Consider the following 16624-nt stretch of genomic DNA (forward strand, 5'->3'; position numbering starts at 1 on the left):
TGCGGTGTCGCGCCACAAGTGACGACATTCGACCGGAGAATGACGCGAAAAGACAGATCTTGACTTGGACAGGCCAATTGCTCTATGTGAACAGGCCGCCCCGCATTGCGAACAGGAGAACCGGCCAGGTCACCCCGTGGACGGGCCGACTTCCACGGTGATCCAGGAGCCGCCCGGCGGTTGGGCGGCGATGGCGATCCGGGTGTTGGTGTCCGTGGTCCGAACCCCGCCGAACTCGTTGTCGGCGTACCAGTAGACACCCTTGTGGTCGTCGAAGACCGGATTGCCCGCATGCGGTGTGATGTAGTGCGGTACGCCCCGCTTGTGGAGGGTGAAGCCGGGAGTGGGACGGAGGCTGAACGCCGCGTCGTACGGGGTGATCTTGTTCGACATCAGCGTGCCGTCCGGCCATGTCATCGGGCGCGGATGGGCGTCCACCGGCAGCAGCAGGCCCTGGCCGGGATGGTCCGTGACGTTGTTGTCCCGCTGCGAGGTGTCCCACTGCCAGATCATCAGCCCGGGCCGGTAGGCATAGTGCTCCACCCAGTTGTCCCGGGGCCTGGGGAAGCCGAAGTGGTACGGGCCCGTCTCCAGAGCCCTGTCGTACGACACGTACTGCCGGTTCTCCGCGATGTAGTACTGCGGGTAGTCCCCGGTGACCGACTCCCCCACCCGCGCGAACCCCCGTGCCGCCCAGCCACCGTCACCGTTCCCCTCCGCGTCGTCCCGGAACAGCGTCACGCCGTCCGCCCTCACGGTGATGTTGTCCGCCGCGAACCCCTTGCCGGCCACGCCGCCGTCCGTCTTGTAGCGGAAGCGGACGGCGATCCGCTTCCCGGCGTACGCGTCCAGCGAGTAGACCAACTGCCGGTACGTCGCCGAGACCCCCGTCAGGGCCGGCTTGTCGCCGCCGTCCCGGGGGATCACCTCACCGTCGGCCGTACCGTCGACCGCCTTCCAGGTCTCCCCGCCGTCCGTGGAGACCTGGACGTACAGGTAGTCGTAGTCCTTCTCGATGTCCCACCAACCGTCGAACGTCAGCTCGGCCCCGGACCTGCCGGTGAGGTCGACCGTCCGGGTCAGCGTGTGGGACAGGTTGTCGCCGTGGTCGCTCCACCACTGCGCCGCTCCCCCCGCCGGCTTCACGACCGGGGTGGTGACCGTCTTCTCCGGCAGCTCCACGACCAGCGCCTGCGGCCGGTCGGTGTTGTACGCGGACACACCCAGCGTGTGCGTGGAAGCCCTGGCCGCCTCGGCCCGCTCGTAGTTGAGCCAGCCGAGCTGGAGCTTGTCCCAGGCCGTCATGTCCCCCGGCAGGTCACCGATCACGTCCTTGCCGGTGCCCAGCCACGACCCGGACGACATCAGGGACCAGAACCCGACCGAATTCTCCACCCCGGCCACGTTGTTGGTGTCGTACAGGTCCGGCAGGCCCAGGTCGTGGGCGTACTCGTGGGCGAAGACGCCCAGCCCGCCGTTCTCCGGCTGCATCGTGTAGTCGCCCACCCAGATGCCGGTGTTCCCGACGGGAACGCCCCCCGCCTTGAACCCCGCCGGACCGGTGTCGCCGTCGTCCCTGCTGTACGCGTACCCCCGGTGCGCCCACAGCGCGTCGGGCCCCTGCGCCCCGCCGCCCGCCGAACCGTCCTCACCCGCGTGCACGATCTGGAAGTGGTCGATGTAGCCGTCGGGCTCGTTGAAGTTGCCGTCGTTGTCGTGGTCCGTACGGTCCCACTCGTCGAACCGCGCCACCCGCTCCCTGATCTGGGCGTCCGTCCGGCCCTCCGCCCGCTGGCCGGCGACCCAGGCGGCCACCCCGTCGAAGACCAGGTCCTCGACGTTGGGGCAGTTGTTGCCGCCGCAGTAGTTCGAGCCGTACCGGGCCTCGTTGTACTCGACCTTCACCCAGTCCGACACCTCGCCCTCGACCGAATAACGGCCGGAAGAGGTCTTCTCGTAGTACGTCTTCAGTGACTCCACCCCCTCGCCCTCGCCGAAGTACAGCCGCTCGTAGTGCTCGCGGTCGTAGTCGGGGCGCCAGTCCGTGGAGTTGTCCTTCGTCCGGTCCGGCTCGGGGATCCGGTTGTGCGGCGGGCCCGGCGTACCGCCGTACTTGACGACGGGCGGTTTCGGTCCGGCCGGGCCGTCCGGGTCGTACATCGTCGTGTTGTCGACCTTGTCCCCGAACTCCACCAGGATCGTGAAGATCTTGTCCGTGCGCTCCCGGCCGAGTTCGACGTACTTGCGGTCGCCGAGCTTCACGACCCTGGAGCCGCCGCGCCGCTCCACGTTCGCCCGGCCGCTCAGCACCTGCTCCAGCGCCACCTGGCGCTGCTGCCGCTGCCGGGCGCTGAAGGGGCCGTCGATGACGTGCCCGTCGTGCTTGCCCTCGGCGGTGCCGTGCGCGGTGTCGTCGTGCACGGGGGCGGTGGTGGCGGGGGTGGTGGTGGAGGCTGTGGCGGCGGGGGCGACGGCTGTGGTTCCCGCCAGGAGGGCGAGCACGGCTCCGGCCCTCAACGCGGCCTTGATGTACGACACTTGTTACGGTCCTCCCCTGCGGATCGCGTCAACGGGCGCCGTCTTCAGGCCATATGGCATAGGCCGTGATGCTGTGCGCCCCCCATGCACCGGTACCGTGGGTTAGGTCACGCTTACTACCGGTTCCTCTCGGGCATCCACCGTCGTAGAGTCAGAAATCAGTGCGACCGAGTTGCGTGACCCCCATCCGGTGCTCCATTGCTTCGAGGACGGAACCCGCCATGCCGCGTCCGACCGCCGCACAGCTCGCCTACGGTTCGGCCACCGTCGTCTTCGCGACCGTCGCCATGCTGCTGATGTCCCGCACCACCACCGGACTGGGTGTCGCGATGATCGGGGTGGCCGCGCTCGCGCTCGGCCTGCTGGTCGCGATGACGCTGCCGCTGCCGGCCGCGCGGCGTGCGGCGCACCAGGACGCGCGGGCGGCCGCCCCGGCGAGGCCCAGGGAGCACTCACTGCGTCGTTGACACGACGACGGTCCTGGCCGCCTTGTCGTGCAGGCCCTGCTTGTACGGCTTGTCGACCAGGATGAGGATCAGCAGGAGCAACGGCCACAGACAGGGACAGCAGATCAACTGGGGCAGCCACAGCACGCCCGCCCGGGTCAGCGCGGCGTTCGTGTTCGGCACGCTGCCGTCGTTGAGCATCGCCACCCGCATGCCCATCAGCCGCTTGCCGATGGTCTGCCCGTTCCGCTTCGCGGTCATGAGGGTGTCGTAGGCGACGTACGCCACGATCGCGATGAGCTGGAAGACCCACTGCCCGCCGTCGTTGGTGTTCTGCCACACCTCGGCCAGCTCGTCCTGGTCGGTCACCCTGGTGTAGATGTCGAACGGGATGCCGATGAGGGCCAGCGGTACGACGATGATGACCCAGTCGATCAGCCGGGCCAGGACGCGCCTGCCCGAATCGGCGAGCGGCGGCATCCCCGCCAGCGGATCGGCCCCGCCGTAGCCGTAGGGCCCGCCGCCGTAAGGGCCGCCACCGGGACCGCCACCGTAGGGACCGCCACCGGGAGGCCCTCCGCCCGGACCGCCGTCGTAGGGTCCGCCTCCGCCGTAGGGGCCCTGTCCCCCGTACGGACCGCCGCCACCCGAAGGGGGAGGCGGCGGTGCGGGCGGCGGCTGGGCACCGTCGTCCTGCGGCTTCTTACGGAACGGGTCGTCCTCGGGTGGCTCGTTGCTCATGGGGGCAGTGCATCCCGCACGGCGGGGCCCCGCAACGGATCACCGGCCGTTCGGGCTACCCGGCGACAAACGTGTGGGCCGCCTTGTCGTGCCAGCACTGGCGCCACGGCCGGTCGATCAGGGCCCACAGGACGTTGACGACGCCGATCACCAGGACGCCGAGCACCCCGTAGACCAGCCAGCGGCGCAGCGCCGCGCCGAACGGTGGGGGCTCGTGCGACTCGATGTCCCGCACCTCCAGGCCCATCAGCCGCTTGCCGAGCGTACGGCCCCACTTGGCGGTCGGCAGCGCCTCGTACAGCACGCCCAGCACCAGCAGGGCGGCCAGCGCGATGCCGAAGTACGTCGAGGTCGTGCCGTCCAGGAGCCAGACCGTGACCGTCTCGCCGGACTGCTTGGCCTGCTGGATCTTTCCGTCGATGTGGTCGAGCGCCTTGATGACGAACGGTACGGCGACGGCGCCGGCGGCCGCCCCGAGGACCAGGGTGTCGATCAGCCGGGCCACGAACCGCTTGCCGAGGGCGGCGGGACGGGCTGCCGCCTGGGCCTGTGCGGCCGCCAGGAACGGGTCGTTGACCGGGGGCTTCCACGGCAGGACGGGCTGCTGGACCTGGGCCTGCGGATGGGCCTGCGAGTGCGGCTGCTGCTCCGGCTGGGCGAGCTGGTGCACCTGCTGCGCCCAGGACGCGGCGCCGCCACCGGGGCCGTGGGTGACGGGGGTGGCGGGCGCAGGGGCGGGCGTGGCGGCGGCCGTGGCGGGCGCGGGCTGCTGGGCCGGGGCGGCCGGCTGCGGCTGGGCCGGGACCTGCGGGGTGCGCGGGGCGGCGTCCGGCTTGAGGGCGCGGATGGTCATCGTGCCGTCGGCGGGCTGCTCGGGCTCCGCCTTCGCCTGCGGCTTGACCGCGCGGATGGTGACCGTGCCCTCCGGGACCGCCGCCTTCGCGGGCTCGGGCTCCACCTTCCGTACGCCGGGCAGCGCGCCGCCCGTCGGGTCGGCGGCGCCGCCGGCCGGGAGGCGCGGGTCCTGGCCCGCCTCGGAGCCCCAGGAGACCCGGCGGTCGCGGTCGCCGCCGAACCCGGTCTGGCGCGAGGCGTCCGCCTGCCACGCGGACGCGGGCTCCGGCTCGGGCCGGGCCTCGGCGGCCGCCTCCTCCTCGTCGAAGAAGACCGGTCCGGTCTCCTCCACGGACGGCGTCGCCGGGGCGGGCGAGGCCGAGGCGGACGCCGGGGCCGCCGAGGCCGGGGGCGTCGGCATCGCCTCACCGTCCTTGGGCGCGGGGCGGCTCGTCCCCGGCACCCAGGCGGCGCCGTTCCAGAACCGGATATATCCGGGGATGGACGGATCGGGGTAGTAGCCAGGCGTGGGGCTGCCGTCGCCGGTTGCCGGGGTTGGGGCGCTCATCACCGTGGTCCCGTATCTCCTCGAGGCCTCAATTCAAGGCACCACATCTACCAGACCGCCGAGCGCCCCCGGACCGGTCCGTCCACAACGACCACGATCCGGTCACATGTGTGTTACGGAAAGTAAGAGAAAACTCGTCGCCGGAAGTCGCGTAATGGCGGGCGCGGAACCGCCTCTCATCCGTGCGGCCCGCTCCAGGGCCGCACCGGAGAGAAGGGAACCGTCCCATGCAGCACACCGTCGTCGAACGCGAACTGGAGCTCAGCCTGGTGCTGTCGCCCGAGCGCAGCGTCCCCGTCCCGGCCAAGCTCGTCTACCGCACGGACGACCCGTACGCCGTGCACATCACCTTCCACATCGGCTCCGACCACCCCGTGCACTGGACCTTCGCCCGCGAGCTGCTGGTCGAGGGGGTCTTCCGGCCGTGCGGCCACGGCGACGTGCGGGTCTGGCCCACCACGCTCGACGGGCAGGCCGTCGTGCTGATGGCGCTGTCCTCGCCGGACGGTGACGCACTGCTGGAGGTCCCCGCCGCGCAGGTGTCCGCGTGGCTGGAGCGGACGCTGCGCGTGGTGCCGCCCGGCTCGGAGTCGCAGCAGCTCGGCCTGGACGACGGGCTGGCCGAGCTGCTCGCGTGACGGCCCGGTCAGTCGGTCACGTACGTGTGCGTGATGAATTCGATCGAGTGGCCGTCGGGGTCGTCGATGTACACGCCACGGCCACCGTAATGGTGGTTGATCCGCTGCGGCTCCTGGTGGTGCGGGTCGGCCCAGTACGGCAGTTCGCGCTCCTGGATCCGGCCGAAGATCTCGTCGAACTCCTCCTCGGAGACGAGGAAGGCGAGGTGCTGCGGCACGATCCGGGGCGCGTCGTCGTCCAGGTAGTCCAGGGTGACACCGCCCTCCAGCGGGACGCTGGCGAACGGGCCGAAGGGCTTCGGCTCGGGCGCGTCGATCAGCTCCGTGAGGAAACGGGCGGCGGCGAACCGGTCGCGGCTGCGGACGATGGTGTGGTCAAGACGAGCGGGCACTGCTCCTCCTTCATCGGTCCCTTTCACGCTATGCGGACGGCCGCGTCCGGACCATCGGACATGGGGCTTAGTCCCTGTCCTAGGTCGGAAGCCTCAGAAGAGCTTGCCGGGGTTGAGGATGCCGAGCGGGTCGAAGGTCTGCTTGATGCCGCGCTGCAACTCTACGCCCACCGGCCCGAGTTCACGGGCGAGCCACTCCTTCTTCAGTACGCCCACGCCGTGTTCCCCCGTGATGGTGCCACCGAGCTCCAGGCCGAGCGCCATGATCTCGTCGAACGACTCGCGGGCGCGCCGTGATTCACCGGGGTCGGTGTGGTCGAAGCAGACGACGGGATGGGTGTTGCCGTCGCCGGCGTGCGCGCAGACGCCGATGGTCAGGTCGTACTTGGCGGCGATGGCGGCCGTACCGTCGATCATCGCGGCGAGCCGCGAGCGCGGTACGCACACGTCGTCGATCATCGTCGCGGACTTGACGGCCTCCAGGGCGGTCAGCGACATCCGGCGGGCCTTCAGCAGCATTTCGGACTCGGCCGCGTCTTCCGCCGGTACGACCTGGGTGGCCCCGGCGGCCGTGCACAGCTCGGCCACGGCGGCCATGTCGGCGGCGGGCTCCGGGCTGTCGAACGCGGCGAGCAGGAGGGCCTCGGTGGACTCGGGCAGGCCCATCCGGCCCAGTCGGTTGACCGCCCGCACGGTCGTACGGTCCATGAGTTCGAGGAGCGAGGGCGTGTGGCCGCGCTCCATGACCGCGCACACGGCGTCGCAGGCGGCGGCCGCCGAGGGGAACTCGGCCGCCAACACGAGCTGTTGGGGCGGCTGCGGCCGCAGCGCCAGCACGGCCCGTACGACGATGCCGAGGGTGCCCTCCGAGCCGACGAACAGCCGGGTCAGGTCGTACCCGGCCACGCCCTTGGCGGTGCGGCGGCCGGTGGACAGCAGGCGGCCGTCGGCGAGGACGACGTCCAGGCCGAGGACGTACTCCGCCGTGACCCCGTACTTGACGCAGCACAGGCCGCCGGAGGCGGTGCCGATGTTCCCGCCGATGGTGCACATCTCCCAGCTCGACGGGTCGGGAGGGTAGTAGAGACCGTGCTCGCCGACGGCGCGGGAGAGCGTGGCGTTGATGACGCCGGGTTCGACGACGGCGATCCGGTCGACCGGGCTGATCTCCAGGATGCGGTCCATCTTGGTGAGGGAGAGCACGATGCAGCCGTCGGAGGCGTTGGCCGCGCCGGACAGGCCCGTGCGGGCGCCCTGCGGGACGACCGGGACGCGCAGTTCGGTCGCCGTGCGCATGATGTGCTGGACCTGCTCGACGGTGCTCGGCAGGACGACCACGGCGGGCGCGCCTGCGTCGCAGAAGCTCGCCATGTCGTGGGCGTAGGAGGCGGTGACGTCCGGATCGGTGAGGACCGCTTCCGCGGGGAGGCCGGTGCGCAGCCGTTCGTGGAGCCGGGTCAGTAGGTCGTCCATGATCCCAGACTGGCATCCGGGGCCATCGGTGTGAACCCGTCGAGGGGGCGGGTTCGGGTACGCCGGGTGCTCGTCGTATTGACGCACAGTTGGCGCCATGAAGACGGAACGGGTCCCTCAGATCGTCCTGGGGGTGGGCGCGGGCGCGGTGCTGGCCGGCGCGGCCGCCCTGTTCGTACCGGGCGGCCTCGGAGACGGGGGCGGGGCGGCGCCCGCGCCCGGCGCCGTCGCGCGGGCCGTCTCGGCGGCGCACTCCGGCGCGCAGGCGTCGCTGCCCGAGCTGGCCGCGCTGATCGGCGAGCGTGAGTCGTGGCTGCGCGCGCACCCGGGCGACGACGCCTCGTGGGCGCTGCTGGGCACCGCGTACGTGGAGCGGGGCGCCCGGAGCGGTGACACCGCCTCGTACGTACGGGCCGAGAAGGCGCTGAAGCGGTCCCTGGCCGTCCTCCCGGCCGGGAAGGGCAACGCCGACGCCCAGGTGGGCATGGGGGCCCTGGCCAACGCCCGCGGGGACTTCGCGGCGGCGCGGAAGTGGGGCGAGGCGGTGCGCGAGCAGAAGCCCCGGCGCTGGCAGTCGTACGCCGTGCTGATCGACGCCTACAGCGGGCTCGGGGACTACGTGTCGGCCGGGCGGGCGATGGAGAAGCTGCGGGCGCTGCGCGCCGGGGCGCCGGCGCTGTCGCGTGCGGCGCTGGTGTACCGGGACCGGGGCTGGCGCGAGGACGCCTCGGCGCTCGCGCACGACGCGGTGGCGCTGGCCACCACGCCCGCCGAGAAGGCGGCGTGCCTGGCGCGGCTGGGCGACCTGGCGTGGGAGCGCGGCGAGCCCGCCGAGGCCCTCGCCGCCTACGAACCGGCGCTGCGGCTGGTGCCCGGCCACGCCCCGTCGCTGGCCGGGCGGGCGCGGGCGCTGGCCGCGCTGGGGCGCACGGACGAGGCGCTGCGCGACTACGCGGCCGCCCTGGAGGCGCTGCCGCTGCCGGAGTACGCGCTGGAGGCGGGCGAGTTGTACGAGTCGCTCGGCCTGGACGGGGACGCGCACACGCAGTACGAGATGCTGCGCGTGCGGGCCACGGAGGCGGGGACGCACGGGGTGAACGGGGCGCTCGTGCTGGCCCGCTACGAGGCGGACCACGCCGACCCCGGCTCCGCCGTCAAGCGGCTGCGCGCCGAGTGGGCCAAGGGGCACCGTTCCGTGCACGTCGCCGACGCGCTGGGCTGGGCGCTGTACCGGGCGGGACAGCCGGAGGACGCGCTGCCGTACGCCAAGCGGGCCACGGAGGCGGGCCTGCGCAGCGCGCTGTTCGCCTACCACCGGGGCCAGATCGAGCGGGAGCTGCGGCAGTGGGGCCCGGCGCGCCGGCACATCGCCGAGGCGCTCCGCATCAACCCGGACTTCTCGCCCCTGCTGGCGCCGAAGGCCCGCCAGGCGCTGGCCGCGCTGGGCGAGCCGCCGGAGGGCGGGCCGAAGAACGTGTACGGCGAGGAGGCGCCGAGCCCGTCGGCGTCGTCGCGGGTCTGGTCGCCGCCGCCGCGCGATCCGGAGCGTCAGCAGCCGCAGTCGCGCAAGCCACGGCGGCCGGAGGGTTCGGCGTCGCCGAGTGCGTCCCCGTCGGCCTCCGCCGCCGCGCCTTCCGCGCCGGCGTCCCCCGGGCGGTGAGTGCTCAGAGCGCCGCCGTGCCGATGAGCGCGTTGCGGGTGACCAGGCCCGCCAGGGCGTCCTCGTCCAGGCCCTCCGTGCCCTCCGGGCGGCGCGGCAGGACCATGTACCGGGTCTCGGACGTCGAGTCCCACACCGTGATGGCGGTGGATTCGGGGAGCTGGAGCCCGAACTCGGCCAGCACGGCGCGGGGTTCGCGCACCACCCGGGCGCGGTAGGCCTCGCTGCGGTACCAGCCCGGGGACGGGCCGAGCAGGCGCAGCGGGTAGCAGGAGCAGAGCGTGCAGACGACCACGTTGTGGACGTGCTCGGTGTTCTCGACGACGCGGAGGCGCTGCTTCTGTACGCCGCCGGCGGCGTAGCCGAGCTCGGCGACGGCGGCCGTACCGTCGGCGAGGAGGCGTTCGCGGTACGCCGGGTCCGTCCAGGCGCGGGCGACGACGCGGGCGCCGTTCGCGGGGCTGGACTCGGCGAGGTAGGCGTCGATGACCTCCTCGACCGCCTCGCCGGCGATGACGCCGCGCTCCTGGAGGAGGGTCTCCAGGCGGCGTACGCGGCGGGAGATCAGGGCGTCGTGGTGCTCGCTCACGCGTCCTCCAGATAGCTCTCGAACAGGTCGAGCACGACGTGGTGGTCGCCCTGCCCCCACAGGTCGCGGGCGGCGAACCGTACGGCGTACACCTGTTCCAGCGGGGCGTCCTCGACGCCCTGGGCGGGGGCGTCCGCGAGCGGGGCGCGGCCCTCCGGCTCGACGACCGTGCCGGTCTTGCCGCGGGCGTAGCGCGGGAGGCGGGTGTGGTGGGGCGGGTCGTGGTGGACGGTGCGCACCGCGTCCCCGGCCCGGAACCGGTCACGCATCGAGCTCGCCCTCCTCGATCACGCCCTTGCGTTCGAGGAGTGTGCGGATGGCGTGGAACCACCGCTCGTAGTAGGAGGCGGCGAGGTACTCGGCGGGCGGCATCGTCTCGACGGCGTCCCGGAACTCATCGAGGTTGTAGACGCCGGCGCCCAGCAGCGCCCGGTTGAGGGCGAAGACGCGGGCCTCCCAGTCGGCGTGGAAGGGCTGGGCGTCGTCGGCGGTGTCGATGGGGCCGAAGCCCTGCATGCCGCCGACATCGTTGATCCTGGCCATGCCCGGCACCCTAACGGCCGCGGGCCGCCCCCGCGGGCGGTTACCCCTTGCGCGCCCGCCCGTCCCCCCACACCGGGCGGGCGCGCCCCTGCCCACGTACTGGGCGGGTGCCCGCGCCGGGCGGGCTGGTCTGCGTCCCGCGGGGCGGGCGGGCGCTCTCGGTGTGGGGGGGGTGGCGTGGTTACAGGTTGCCGCGCTTGGCCTGCTCCCGCTCGATCGCTTCGAAGAGCGCCTTGAAGTTGCCCTTGCCGAAGCCCATGGAGCCGTGGCGCTCGATCAGCTCGAAGAAGACCGTCGGGCGGTCCTGGACCGGCTTGGTGAAGATCTGGAGCAGGTAGCCGTCCTCGTCGCGGTCGGCGAGGATCTTCAGCTCGCGCAGCTCGTCGATCGGTACGCGCGTGTCGCCGACCCACTCGCCGAGCGTGTCGTAGTACGAGTCCGGGACGTCCAGGAACTGGACGCCGCCCGCGCGCATGGTGCGCACGGTGGCGACGATGTCGTTCGTGGCGAGGGCGATGTGCTGCACGCCCGGGCCGTTGTAGAACTCAAGGTACTCGTCGATCTGCGACTTCTTCTTCGCGATCGCGGGCTCGTTGATCGGGAACTTGACCTTCTTGGTGCCGTCCGCGACGACCTTGGACATGAGCGCGGAGTACTCGGTGGCGATGTCGTCGCCGACGAACTCCTTCATGTTGGTGAAGCCCATGACCTTGTTGTAGAAGGTCACCCACTCGTTCATCTTGCCGAGCTCGACGTTGCCCACGCAGTGGTCGATGGCCTGGAAGGTGCGCTTGGCGGGCGGCTCGACGATCGGCTTGGCGGTGACGAAGCCGGGGAGGTACGGGCCGTCGTAGCCGGAGCGGTCGACGAGGGTGTGGCGGGTCTTGCCGTACGTCGCGATGGCGGCGAGGACGACCGTGCCGTGCTCGTCCTTCAGCTCGTACGGCTCGGTGATGCCGGTCGCGCCGTGCTCGACGGCGTACGCGTACGCCTTGCGGGCGTCCGGGACCTCGATGGCGAGGTCGATGACGCCGTCGCCGTGCTCGGCGACGTGCTCGGCGAGGAAGCGGCCCCAGTCGGTGGACGGCTTGATGACGGAGGTGAGCACGAAGCGCGCGGCGCCGTTCGTCAGGACGTAACTGGCGGTCTCGCGGCTGCCGTTCTCCGGTCCGGAGTAGGCGACGAGCTTCATGCCGAAGGCCGTGGAGTAGTAGTGAGCGGCCTGCTTGGCGTTGCCGACGGCGAAGACGACCGCGTCCATTCCCTTCACCGGGAAGGGGTCGGCCTGCCGGGCGGTGTCAGGGGTGTGATCGATGGTCTCAGTCATGGCGGCAGGCTCTCTCCGATTGGCAAGGTGCGCAATAGTTGGTGTGGGGGCTGGTCATTCTGCCCAGTGGTTGGGCACTGTGGTGGGGCGTTCTGTACAGGGTGACCATTGGAGGGCCGTCATGGCGATCGATCATCTGGACGGCAGGCTCATCGCCCTGCTGGCGCGTGAGCCGCGCATAGGGGTTCTGGAGGCGTCGCGCCGGCTGGGCGTGGCGCGGGGCACGGTGCAGGCGCGGCTGGACCGGCTTCAGTCGAACGGAGTCATCCGGGGGTTCGGACCGGATGTGGACCCGGCGGCCCTGGGATACCCGGTGACGGCTTTCGCGACGCTGGAGATCAAGCAGGGGCAAGGCGCCGATGTGCGCGAGCACTTGGCGGGTGTGCCGGAGGTGCTGGAGCTGCACACGACGACCGGCCACGGGGACATGCTGTGCCGGCTGGTGGCCAGGTCCAACGCGGATCTTCAGCGGGTGATCGACCGGGTTGTCGGTTTTGATGGCATCGTGCGGGCCTCCACGGCGATCGTCATGGAGAACCCCGTGCCTCTGCGGATCATCCCGCTGGTGGAGCAGGCCGCGTCGGAGGAGTGAGACGAGGGAGCGCGCGTGGGCTTCTGGGAGTACGTGGTCACCAGGGACCAGCAGTTGTTCACGGACGCGTTGCAGCACGTCAGCGCCGTATTCCAGTGCATGGTGATCGCCACGGTGCTGGGCGTGGCGATCGCCCTGGGCACGTACCGCAGCGGGTGGGCGGGGAATCTCGCCATCGGGTCCACGGCGACGGTGCTGACCATTCCCTCGCTGGCGCTGATCGGTCTGCTGATCCCGCTGGTGGGGCTCGGGGTGGCGCCCACGGTGATCGCGCTGGTGCTGTACGGGCTGCTGCCGGTCGTGCGCAACGCGATCGTGGGGCTGCGGGGTGTCGATCCGGCGCTGGTGGACGCCGCGAGGGGCATCGGGATGTCCAGGGCCGCCCGGCTGCTGCGGGTGGAGCTGCCGCTGGCGTGGCCGCCGATCCTGGCCGGGATCCGGGTGTCCACGCAGATGCTGATGGGTATCGCCGCGATCGCGGCGTACGCGTCGGGGCCGGGGCTCGGCAATGAGATCTTCCGTGGCATCGCCTCACTGGGCAGCGCCAACGCGATCAACCAGGTGCTGGCGGGGACGCTGGGGATCGTGGTGCTGGCGCTGCTCTTCGACGCCGCGTACGTGCTGCTCGGGCGGCTGACGATTCCGAGGGGGATCCGTGGGCGCGAGCATTGAGCTGGAGAACCTGTCGAAGAGGTACCCGGGCAACCCGAGCCCGGCCGTGGACAACGTCTCGATGGAGATCCGGGCGGGCGAGACGGTGATCTTCGTGGGTCCTTCCGGGTGCGGGAAGTCGACGACGCTGAAGATGATCAACCGGCTGATCGAGCCGTCGTCGGGGCGCATCCGGATCGACGACGAGGACGTGACGCGGATCGATCCGGTGAAGCTGAGGCGGAAGGTCGGGTACGCCATCCAGTCGTCGGGGCTGTTCCCGCACATGACGGTCGCGGAGAACATCGCCCTCGTACCGAGGATGGTGGGCTGGTCGAAGGCGAGGGTGCGCGACCGGGTCGAGGAGATGCTGGACATGGTGGGGCTCGATCCGAGGGAGTTCCACGGCCGGTATCCGCGTCAGTTGTCGGGCGGCCAGCAGCAGCGGGTGGGGGTCGCGAGAGCGCTGGCGGCGGATCCGCCGGTGCTGCTGATGGACGAGCCGTTCGGGGCCGTGGACCCGATCACGCGTGACCATTTGCAGGACGAGCTCATCCGGTTGCAGCACGAGTTGCACAAGACCGTCGTCTTCGTGACCCACGACTTCGACGAGGCGATCAAGCTCGGCGACCGGATCGCGGTGCTGCGCGAGCGCTCGCACATCGCCCAGTTCGACACGCCCGAGGCGATCCTGACGAACCCGGCGGACGATTTCGTGTCGGGGTTCGTGGGGGCGGGGGCCGCGCTGAAGCGGCTCAATCTCACGCGCGTACGGGATGTGGAGATCGCCGACTTCCCGACGGTGTCGGTCGACGACCCCTTGCAGACCATCTTCAACCGGCTGCGCGGAGGGCTGCACAACGAGCTGCTGATGCTGGACCGGCGCCGGCGCCCGTACAAGTGGCTGCGGCGCGGCGATCTGATGCGGGCCAAGGGATCACTGGCGCGGGCGGGGCAGTTGGTGCACGACACGGTGACGCGGGACGCGACGCTGCACGACGCGCTGGAGGCGGTGCTGATCGACTCGGCGGGGCGGGTGGCGGTGACGGGGCGGCGCGGCGAGTACATCGGGGTCGTCGACATGGAGACGCTGATGAACTCGGTGCACGAGATGCTGGAGGCGGACCGGCTGGCCGCGATCGAGCACCAGCACGACCTGGAGCAACTGCGCCACCACCAGACCGAGGTGGAGCTGGAGGGCGGGCCGTGACCTCCCCGGTGGAGGAGGTGGAGACGGAGCCCGTTCCGGTACGGCGCACCCCGGAGCGGCGCATTCCGTGGCGGCGGCTGGTGGTCGTTCCGGCCGTGCTGGCCCTGGTGCTGGTGGTGACGTACGTCTGGATCTCGGGCGCCCGGCTGGACGCGATCGCCGAGAACTCGCTGGCGGGCGGGAACGTGCAGTTGCGGCTGTGGCAGCACGTCAAGCTGACGGCCGTCTCCACCTTCTGGGTGCTGCTCATCGCCGTTCCGCTCGGTATCGCCCTGACCCGGCGGGGAGTGAGCCGGGCGGCCCCGGTCGCGACGGCGGTGGCGAACGTGGGCCAGGCGACCCCGGCGATCGGTCTGCTGGCACTGCTGGTGATCTGGCTGGGCATCGGACCGTCGACCGCGATCGTCGGCATGGTGATCTACGCCGTGCTGCCGGTGCTGGCCAACACGGTGGCCGGCCTGCGGGCCATCGACCCACAGCTCGTGGAGGCCGCCCGGGGCATCGGCATGTCGGCGTGGGGCACACTGCTCCGGGTCGAACTGCCCCTGGCCGTGCCGCTGATCCTGGCGGGCGTGCGCACGGCGCTGGTGCTCAACGTCGGTACGGCGACGCTCGCGACGTTCGGCGGTGGCGGCGGGCTCGGCGACCTCATCACCTCGGGCATCCAGACGCAGCGGATGGCGGTACTGGTGCTGGGTTCCGTGCTGACGGTGGTGCTGGCGCTGTTCGTCGACTGGCTGGCGTCGCTGGCCGAGCTGGCGCTGACCCCGCGCGGGCTGGGGGCGGGCTGATGCGGTGCGGGCGGGTGGCGCCGGGAGTGTGTCTGGTGCTGGTGCTGGGGCTGTCCGGCTGCGGGCTGAAGAGCGGCTCGCCGATGGCCGACGACGTGCTGCCGGGCTCGGTGGGGCGCGGACAGCCGCTCAAGGGCGCCTCGTTGACGGTCACGTCGAAGAACTTCAGCGAGAACATCATCCTCGGCCACATGATCGGCCTGATCTTCAAGGCGGCGGGTGCGGAGGTGCTGGACCGGACGAACCTGCCCGGTTCCATCAGCGGGCGTGAGGCGATCATCAAGGGCGACGCGGACGCGATCTACGAGTACACGGGCACGGCGTGGATCACGTACCAGGGCCATCAGAAGCCGATCGTCGATCCCGAGGCACAGTGGCGGGCGGTACGGGACGCCGATGTGAGGAACGGCGTCACCTGGCTGCCGCAGTCCACGCTCAACAACACGTACACGCTGGCCATCAACAAGCGGAACAACGCCAAGTACCGGCTGCGCACGCTGTCGGACGTGGCCGAGCTGGCGCGCGAGGACCCGTCGGCGGTGACGCTGTGCGTGGAGAACGAGTTCGCGTCCCGGGAGGACGGGCTGCCGGGCATGCAGAAGGCGTACGGGATGAGCATCCCGGCCGCCAACATCCGCAAGATGGACGCCGGGATCATCTACACGCAGGTGGCGAAGTCGGACACCTGCCTGCTGGGCGAGGCGTACACGACGGACGGCCGGATCAAGGCGATGGACCTGGACACGCTCGCCGACGACAAGCGGTTCTTCCCCAACTACAACGCGGCGCCGTCGCTGCACTCGGCGACGTACGAGAAGTACCCGGCCATCGCGGGGCTGCTGAACCCGCTGAGCGCGAAGCTGAACACGGCGGTGGCGCAGGAGCTGAACGCGCGGGTGGACGTGGGTGGGGAGGACCCGCACGAGGTGGCGAAGGAGTGGCTGGTGGAGCAGGGGTTCATCAGAGTTCCAAAGGAGTAGTTGCAAAGAAGTGCTTGCAAGGACTTCTTTGCAACTCTAGGGTGGCGGTATGCCCGAGCCCGAGAAGAACGACACCGGCGCGCCGGCGATCCGGCAGCTCGACCCGCGCTCCCTCCGCGGCCTCGCCCATCCGCTGCGCATCCGGCTGCTCGCCGCCCTGCGTCACCACGGCCCGGCCACCGCCTCCCAACTGGCGGAGCGGCTGGGCGAGTCGAGCGGCGCCACCAGCTACCACTTGCGCCAGCTCGCCTCGCACGGCTTCGTCGAGGACGCCCCCGAGCGGGGCAAGGGGCGCGAGCGCTGGTGGCAGGCCGTGCACCAGGGCACGTCCTGGGACGCGTCGATCTTCGACGAGCAGGACCCCGAGACGCGCGGCGCGGTCAATGTGTTCATGCACGAGATCGCCACCATCCACGGCCAGGAGCTGTCCACCTGGATCGGCACGATGCGCGACTGGCCGGCGGAGTGGGTCAGGAACGCGGACCTGAGCGACTTCACCCTGCGGCTCGGCCCGCTCCAGGTGCGCGAGCTCAGCGAGCAACTGCACGCGCTCATCAACAGCTACCGCGACGCCGAACCGGCCCAGGACGCCACCAAGGTACGCCTCCACCTGCACGCCTTCCCGCAGCAGAGCGACTGAAGGGACCTGCC

The 16624-nt window shown here is 71.2% G+C and carries 18 protein-coding genes; 9 read left to right on the forward strand and 9 right to left on the reverse strand.

Annotation, left to right across the window (positions count from 1 at the left end; translation table 11 throughout):
* Positions 1–129 precede the first annotated feature (129 nt).
* Positions 130–2538 carry an immune inhibitor A domain-containing protein gene (locus AB0J57_RS28450; protein WP_366131185.1) on the reverse strand — a complete coding sequence of 803 codons (2409 nt, stop codon included), beginning with the start codon at positions 2536–2538 and terminating at the stop codon, positions 130–132.
* Between the two features lie 221 nt (positions 2539–2759).
* On the opposite strand from AB0J57_RS28450, the gene AB0J57_RS28455 reads away from it, so the two are divergent.
* The gene (locus AB0J57_RS28455) at positions 2760–3005 is read left to right on the forward strand and encodes a hypothetical protein (RefSeq protein WP_366131186.1); all 246 of its coding nucleotides are present in this window, start codon (positions 2760–2762) and stop codon (positions 3003–3005) included.
* On the opposite strand, the gene AB0J57_RS28460 is transcribed toward AB0J57_RS28455, so the two are convergent.
* Both AB0J57_RS28460 and AB0J57_RS28465 read right to left on the reverse strand, forming a co-directional pair.
* A complete protein-coding gene (locus AB0J57_RS28460; RefSeq protein WP_366131187.1) occupies positions 2991–3725 on the reverse strand; it encodes an RDD family protein in 735 nt (244 codons plus the stop codon). The genes AB0J57_RS28455 and AB0J57_RS28460 overlap by 15 nt on opposite strands.
* Positions 3726–3780: 55 nt before the next feature.
* Positions 3781–5127 carry an RDD family protein gene (locus AB0J57_RS28465; RefSeq protein ID WP_366131188.1) on the reverse strand — a complete coding sequence of 449 codons (1347 nt, stop codon included), beginning with the start codon at positions 5125–5127 and terminating at the stop codon, positions 3781–3783.
* 227 nt (positions 5128–5354) lie between these two features.
* Between AB0J57_RS28465 and AB0J57_RS28470 the strand changes: the two genes are divergently transcribed.
* Positions 5355–5765 (forward strand): SsgA family sporulation/cell division regulator, encoded by a 411-nt coding sequence (locus AB0J57_RS28470; protein WP_366131189.1) that lies wholly within the window; start codon positions 5355–5357, stop codon positions 5763–5765.
* An 8-nt stretch (positions 5766–5773) separates the two neighbouring features.
* Here AB0J57_RS28470 and AB0J57_RS28475 read toward each other — a convergent pair whose 3' ends face one another.
* Positions 5774–6157 (reverse strand): VOC family protein, encoded by a 384-nt coding sequence (locus tag AB0J57_RS28475; protein WP_366131190.1) that lies wholly within the window; start codon positions 6155–6157, stop codon positions 5774–5776.
* Between the two features lie 93 nt (positions 6158–6250).
* Positions 6251–7630 (reverse strand): FAD-linked oxidase C-terminal domain-containing protein, encoded by a 1380-nt coding sequence (locus AB0J57_RS28480; protein ID WP_366131191.1) that lies wholly within the window; start codon positions 7628–7630, stop codon positions 6251–6253.
* Between the two features lie 97 nt (positions 7631–7727).
* Here AB0J57_RS28480 and AB0J57_RS28485 point away from each other — a divergent pair, with 97 nt between their 5' ends.
* Complete coding sequence (locus AB0J57_RS28485) at positions 7728–9290, forward strand: tetratricopeptide repeat protein (protein ID WP_366131192.1); 1563 nt, start codon at positions 7728–7730, stop codon at positions 9288–9290.
* A 4-nt stretch (positions 9291–9294) separates the two neighbouring features.
* Here AB0J57_RS28485 and nthA read toward each other — a convergent pair whose 3' ends face one another.
* From nthA to hppD, 4 genes are all read right to left on the reverse strand, one after another.
* Positions 9295–9879 (reverse strand): nitrile hydratase subunit alpha, encoded by a 585-nt coding sequence (nthA, locus tag AB0J57_RS28490; RefSeq protein ID WP_366131193.1) that lies wholly within the window; start codon positions 9877–9879, stop codon positions 9295–9297.
* A complete protein-coding gene (locus tag AB0J57_RS28495; RefSeq protein ID WP_366131194.1) occupies positions 9876–10148 on the reverse strand; it encodes an SH3-like domain-containing protein in 273 nt (90 codons plus the stop codon). The genes nthA and AB0J57_RS28495 overlap by 4 nt, the downstream gene beginning before the upstream one ends.
* A complete protein-coding gene (locus tag AB0J57_RS28500; RefSeq protein ID WP_366131195.1) occupies positions 10141–10422 on the reverse strand; it encodes a hypothetical protein in 282 nt (93 codons plus the stop codon). The genes AB0J57_RS28495 and AB0J57_RS28500 overlap by 8 nt, the downstream gene beginning before the upstream one ends.
* Positions 10423–10603: 181 nt before the next feature.
* Positions 10604–11749: a 4-hydroxyphenylpyruvate dioxygenase gene (gene hppD, locus AB0J57_RS28505; RefSeq protein ID WP_366131196.1), complete on the reverse strand. Its 1146-nt coding sequence runs from the start codon at positions 11747–11749 to the stop codon at positions 10604–10606.
* Positions 11750–11870: 121 nt separating this feature from the next.
* On the opposite strand from hppD, the gene AB0J57_RS28510 reads away from it, so the two are divergent.
* Genes AB0J57_RS28510 through AB0J57_RS28535 form a run of 6 tightly spaced genes read left to right on the forward strand, consistent with a single transcriptional unit; the run spans position 11871 to position 16613 of the window.
* The gene (locus AB0J57_RS28510; protein ID WP_366131197.1) at positions 11871–12341 is read left to right on the forward strand and encodes an Lrp/AsnC family transcriptional regulator; all 471 of its coding nucleotides are present in this window, start codon (positions 11871–11873) and stop codon (positions 12339–12341) included.
* A gap of 15 nt (positions 12342–12356) precedes the next feature.
* The gene (locus AB0J57_RS28515; protein WP_366131198.1) at positions 12357–13013 is read left to right on the forward strand and encodes an ABC transporter permease; all 657 of its coding nucleotides are present in this window, start codon (positions 12357–12359) and stop codon (positions 13011–13013) included.
* On the forward strand, positions 12997–14202 hold the full coding sequence (locus AB0J57_RS28520; RefSeq protein WP_366131199.1) for a betaine/proline/choline family ABC transporter ATP-binding protein: 1206 nt from the start codon (positions 12997–12999) through the stop codon (positions 14200–14202). Before AB0J57_RS28515 ends, AB0J57_RS28520 begins: the two co-directional genes overlap by 17 nt.
* On the forward strand, positions 14199–14993 hold the full coding sequence (locus AB0J57_RS28525) for an ABC transporter permease (protein ID WP_366131200.1): 795 nt from the start codon (positions 14199–14201) through the stop codon (positions 14991–14993). The genes AB0J57_RS28520 and AB0J57_RS28525 overlap by 4 nt, the downstream gene beginning before the upstream one ends.
* On the forward strand, positions 14993–15973 hold the full coding sequence (locus AB0J57_RS28530) for a glycine betaine ABC transporter substrate-binding protein (protein WP_366131201.1): 981 nt from the start codon (positions 14993–14995) through the stop codon (positions 15971–15973). The genes AB0J57_RS28525 and AB0J57_RS28530 overlap by 1 nt, the downstream gene beginning before the upstream one ends.
* A 49-nt stretch (positions 15974–16022) precedes the next feature.
* A complete protein-coding gene (locus AB0J57_RS28535; RefSeq protein WP_366131202.1) occupies positions 16023–16613 on the forward strand; it encodes a helix-turn-helix domain-containing protein in 591 nt (196 codons plus the stop codon).
* Positions 16614–16624 lie beyond the last annotated feature (11 nt).

Origin of the sequence: Streptomyces sp. NPDC049837, from assembly GCF_040674455.1 — a bacterium.
Classification (GTDB): Bacteria; Actinomycetota; Actinomycetes; order Streptomycetales; family Streptomycetaceae; genus Streptomyces.

Coding starts and splice junctions, on each gene's coding strand:
- AB0J57_RS28455 (WP_366131186.1), top strand. CDS start 2,760: ATGCCGCGTCCGACCGCCGCACAGCTCGCCTACGGTTCGGCCACCGTC.
- AB0J57_RS28460 (WP_366131187.1), bottom strand. CDS start 3,725: ATGAGCAACGAGCCACCCGAGGACGACCCGTTCCGTAAGAAGCCGCAG.
- AB0J57_RS28465 (WP_366131188.1), bottom strand. CDS start 5,127: ATGAGCGCCCCAACCCCGGCAACCGGCGACGGCAGCCCCACGCCTGGC.
- AB0J57_RS28470 (WP_366131189.1), top strand. CDS start 5,355: ATGCAGCACACCGTCGTCGAACGCGAACTGGAGCTCAGCCTGGTGCTG.
- AB0J57_RS28480 (WP_366131191.1), bottom strand. CDS start 7,630: ATGGACGACCTACTGACCCGGCTCCACGAACGGCTGCGCACCGGCCTC.
- AB0J57_RS28485 (WP_366131192.1), top strand. CDS start 7,728: ATGAAGACGGAACGGGTCCCTCAGATCGTCCTGGGGGTGGGCGCGGGC.
- AB0J57_RS28495 (WP_366131194.1), bottom strand. CDS start 10,148: ATGCGTGACCGGTTCCGGGCCGGGGACGCGGTGCGCACCGTCCACCAC.
- AB0J57_RS28500 (WP_366131195.1), bottom strand. CDS start 10,422: ATGGCCAGGATCAACGATGTCGGCGGCATGCAGGGCTTCGGCCCCATC.
- hppD (WP_366131196.1), bottom strand. CDS start 11,749: ATGACTGAGACCATCGATCACACCCCTGACACCGCCCGGCAGGCCGAC.
- AB0J57_RS28510 (WP_366131197.1), top strand. CDS start 11,871: ATGGCGATCGATCATCTGGACGGCAGGCTCATCGCCCTGCTGGCGCGT.
- AB0J57_RS28530 (WP_366131201.1), top strand. CDS start 14,993: ATGCGGTGCGGGCGGGTGGCGCCGGGAGTGTGTCTGGTGCTGGTGCTG.
- AB0J57_RS28535 (WP_366131202.1), top strand. CDS start 16,023: ATGCCCGAGCCCGAGAAGAACGACACCGGCGCGCCGGCGATCCGGCAG.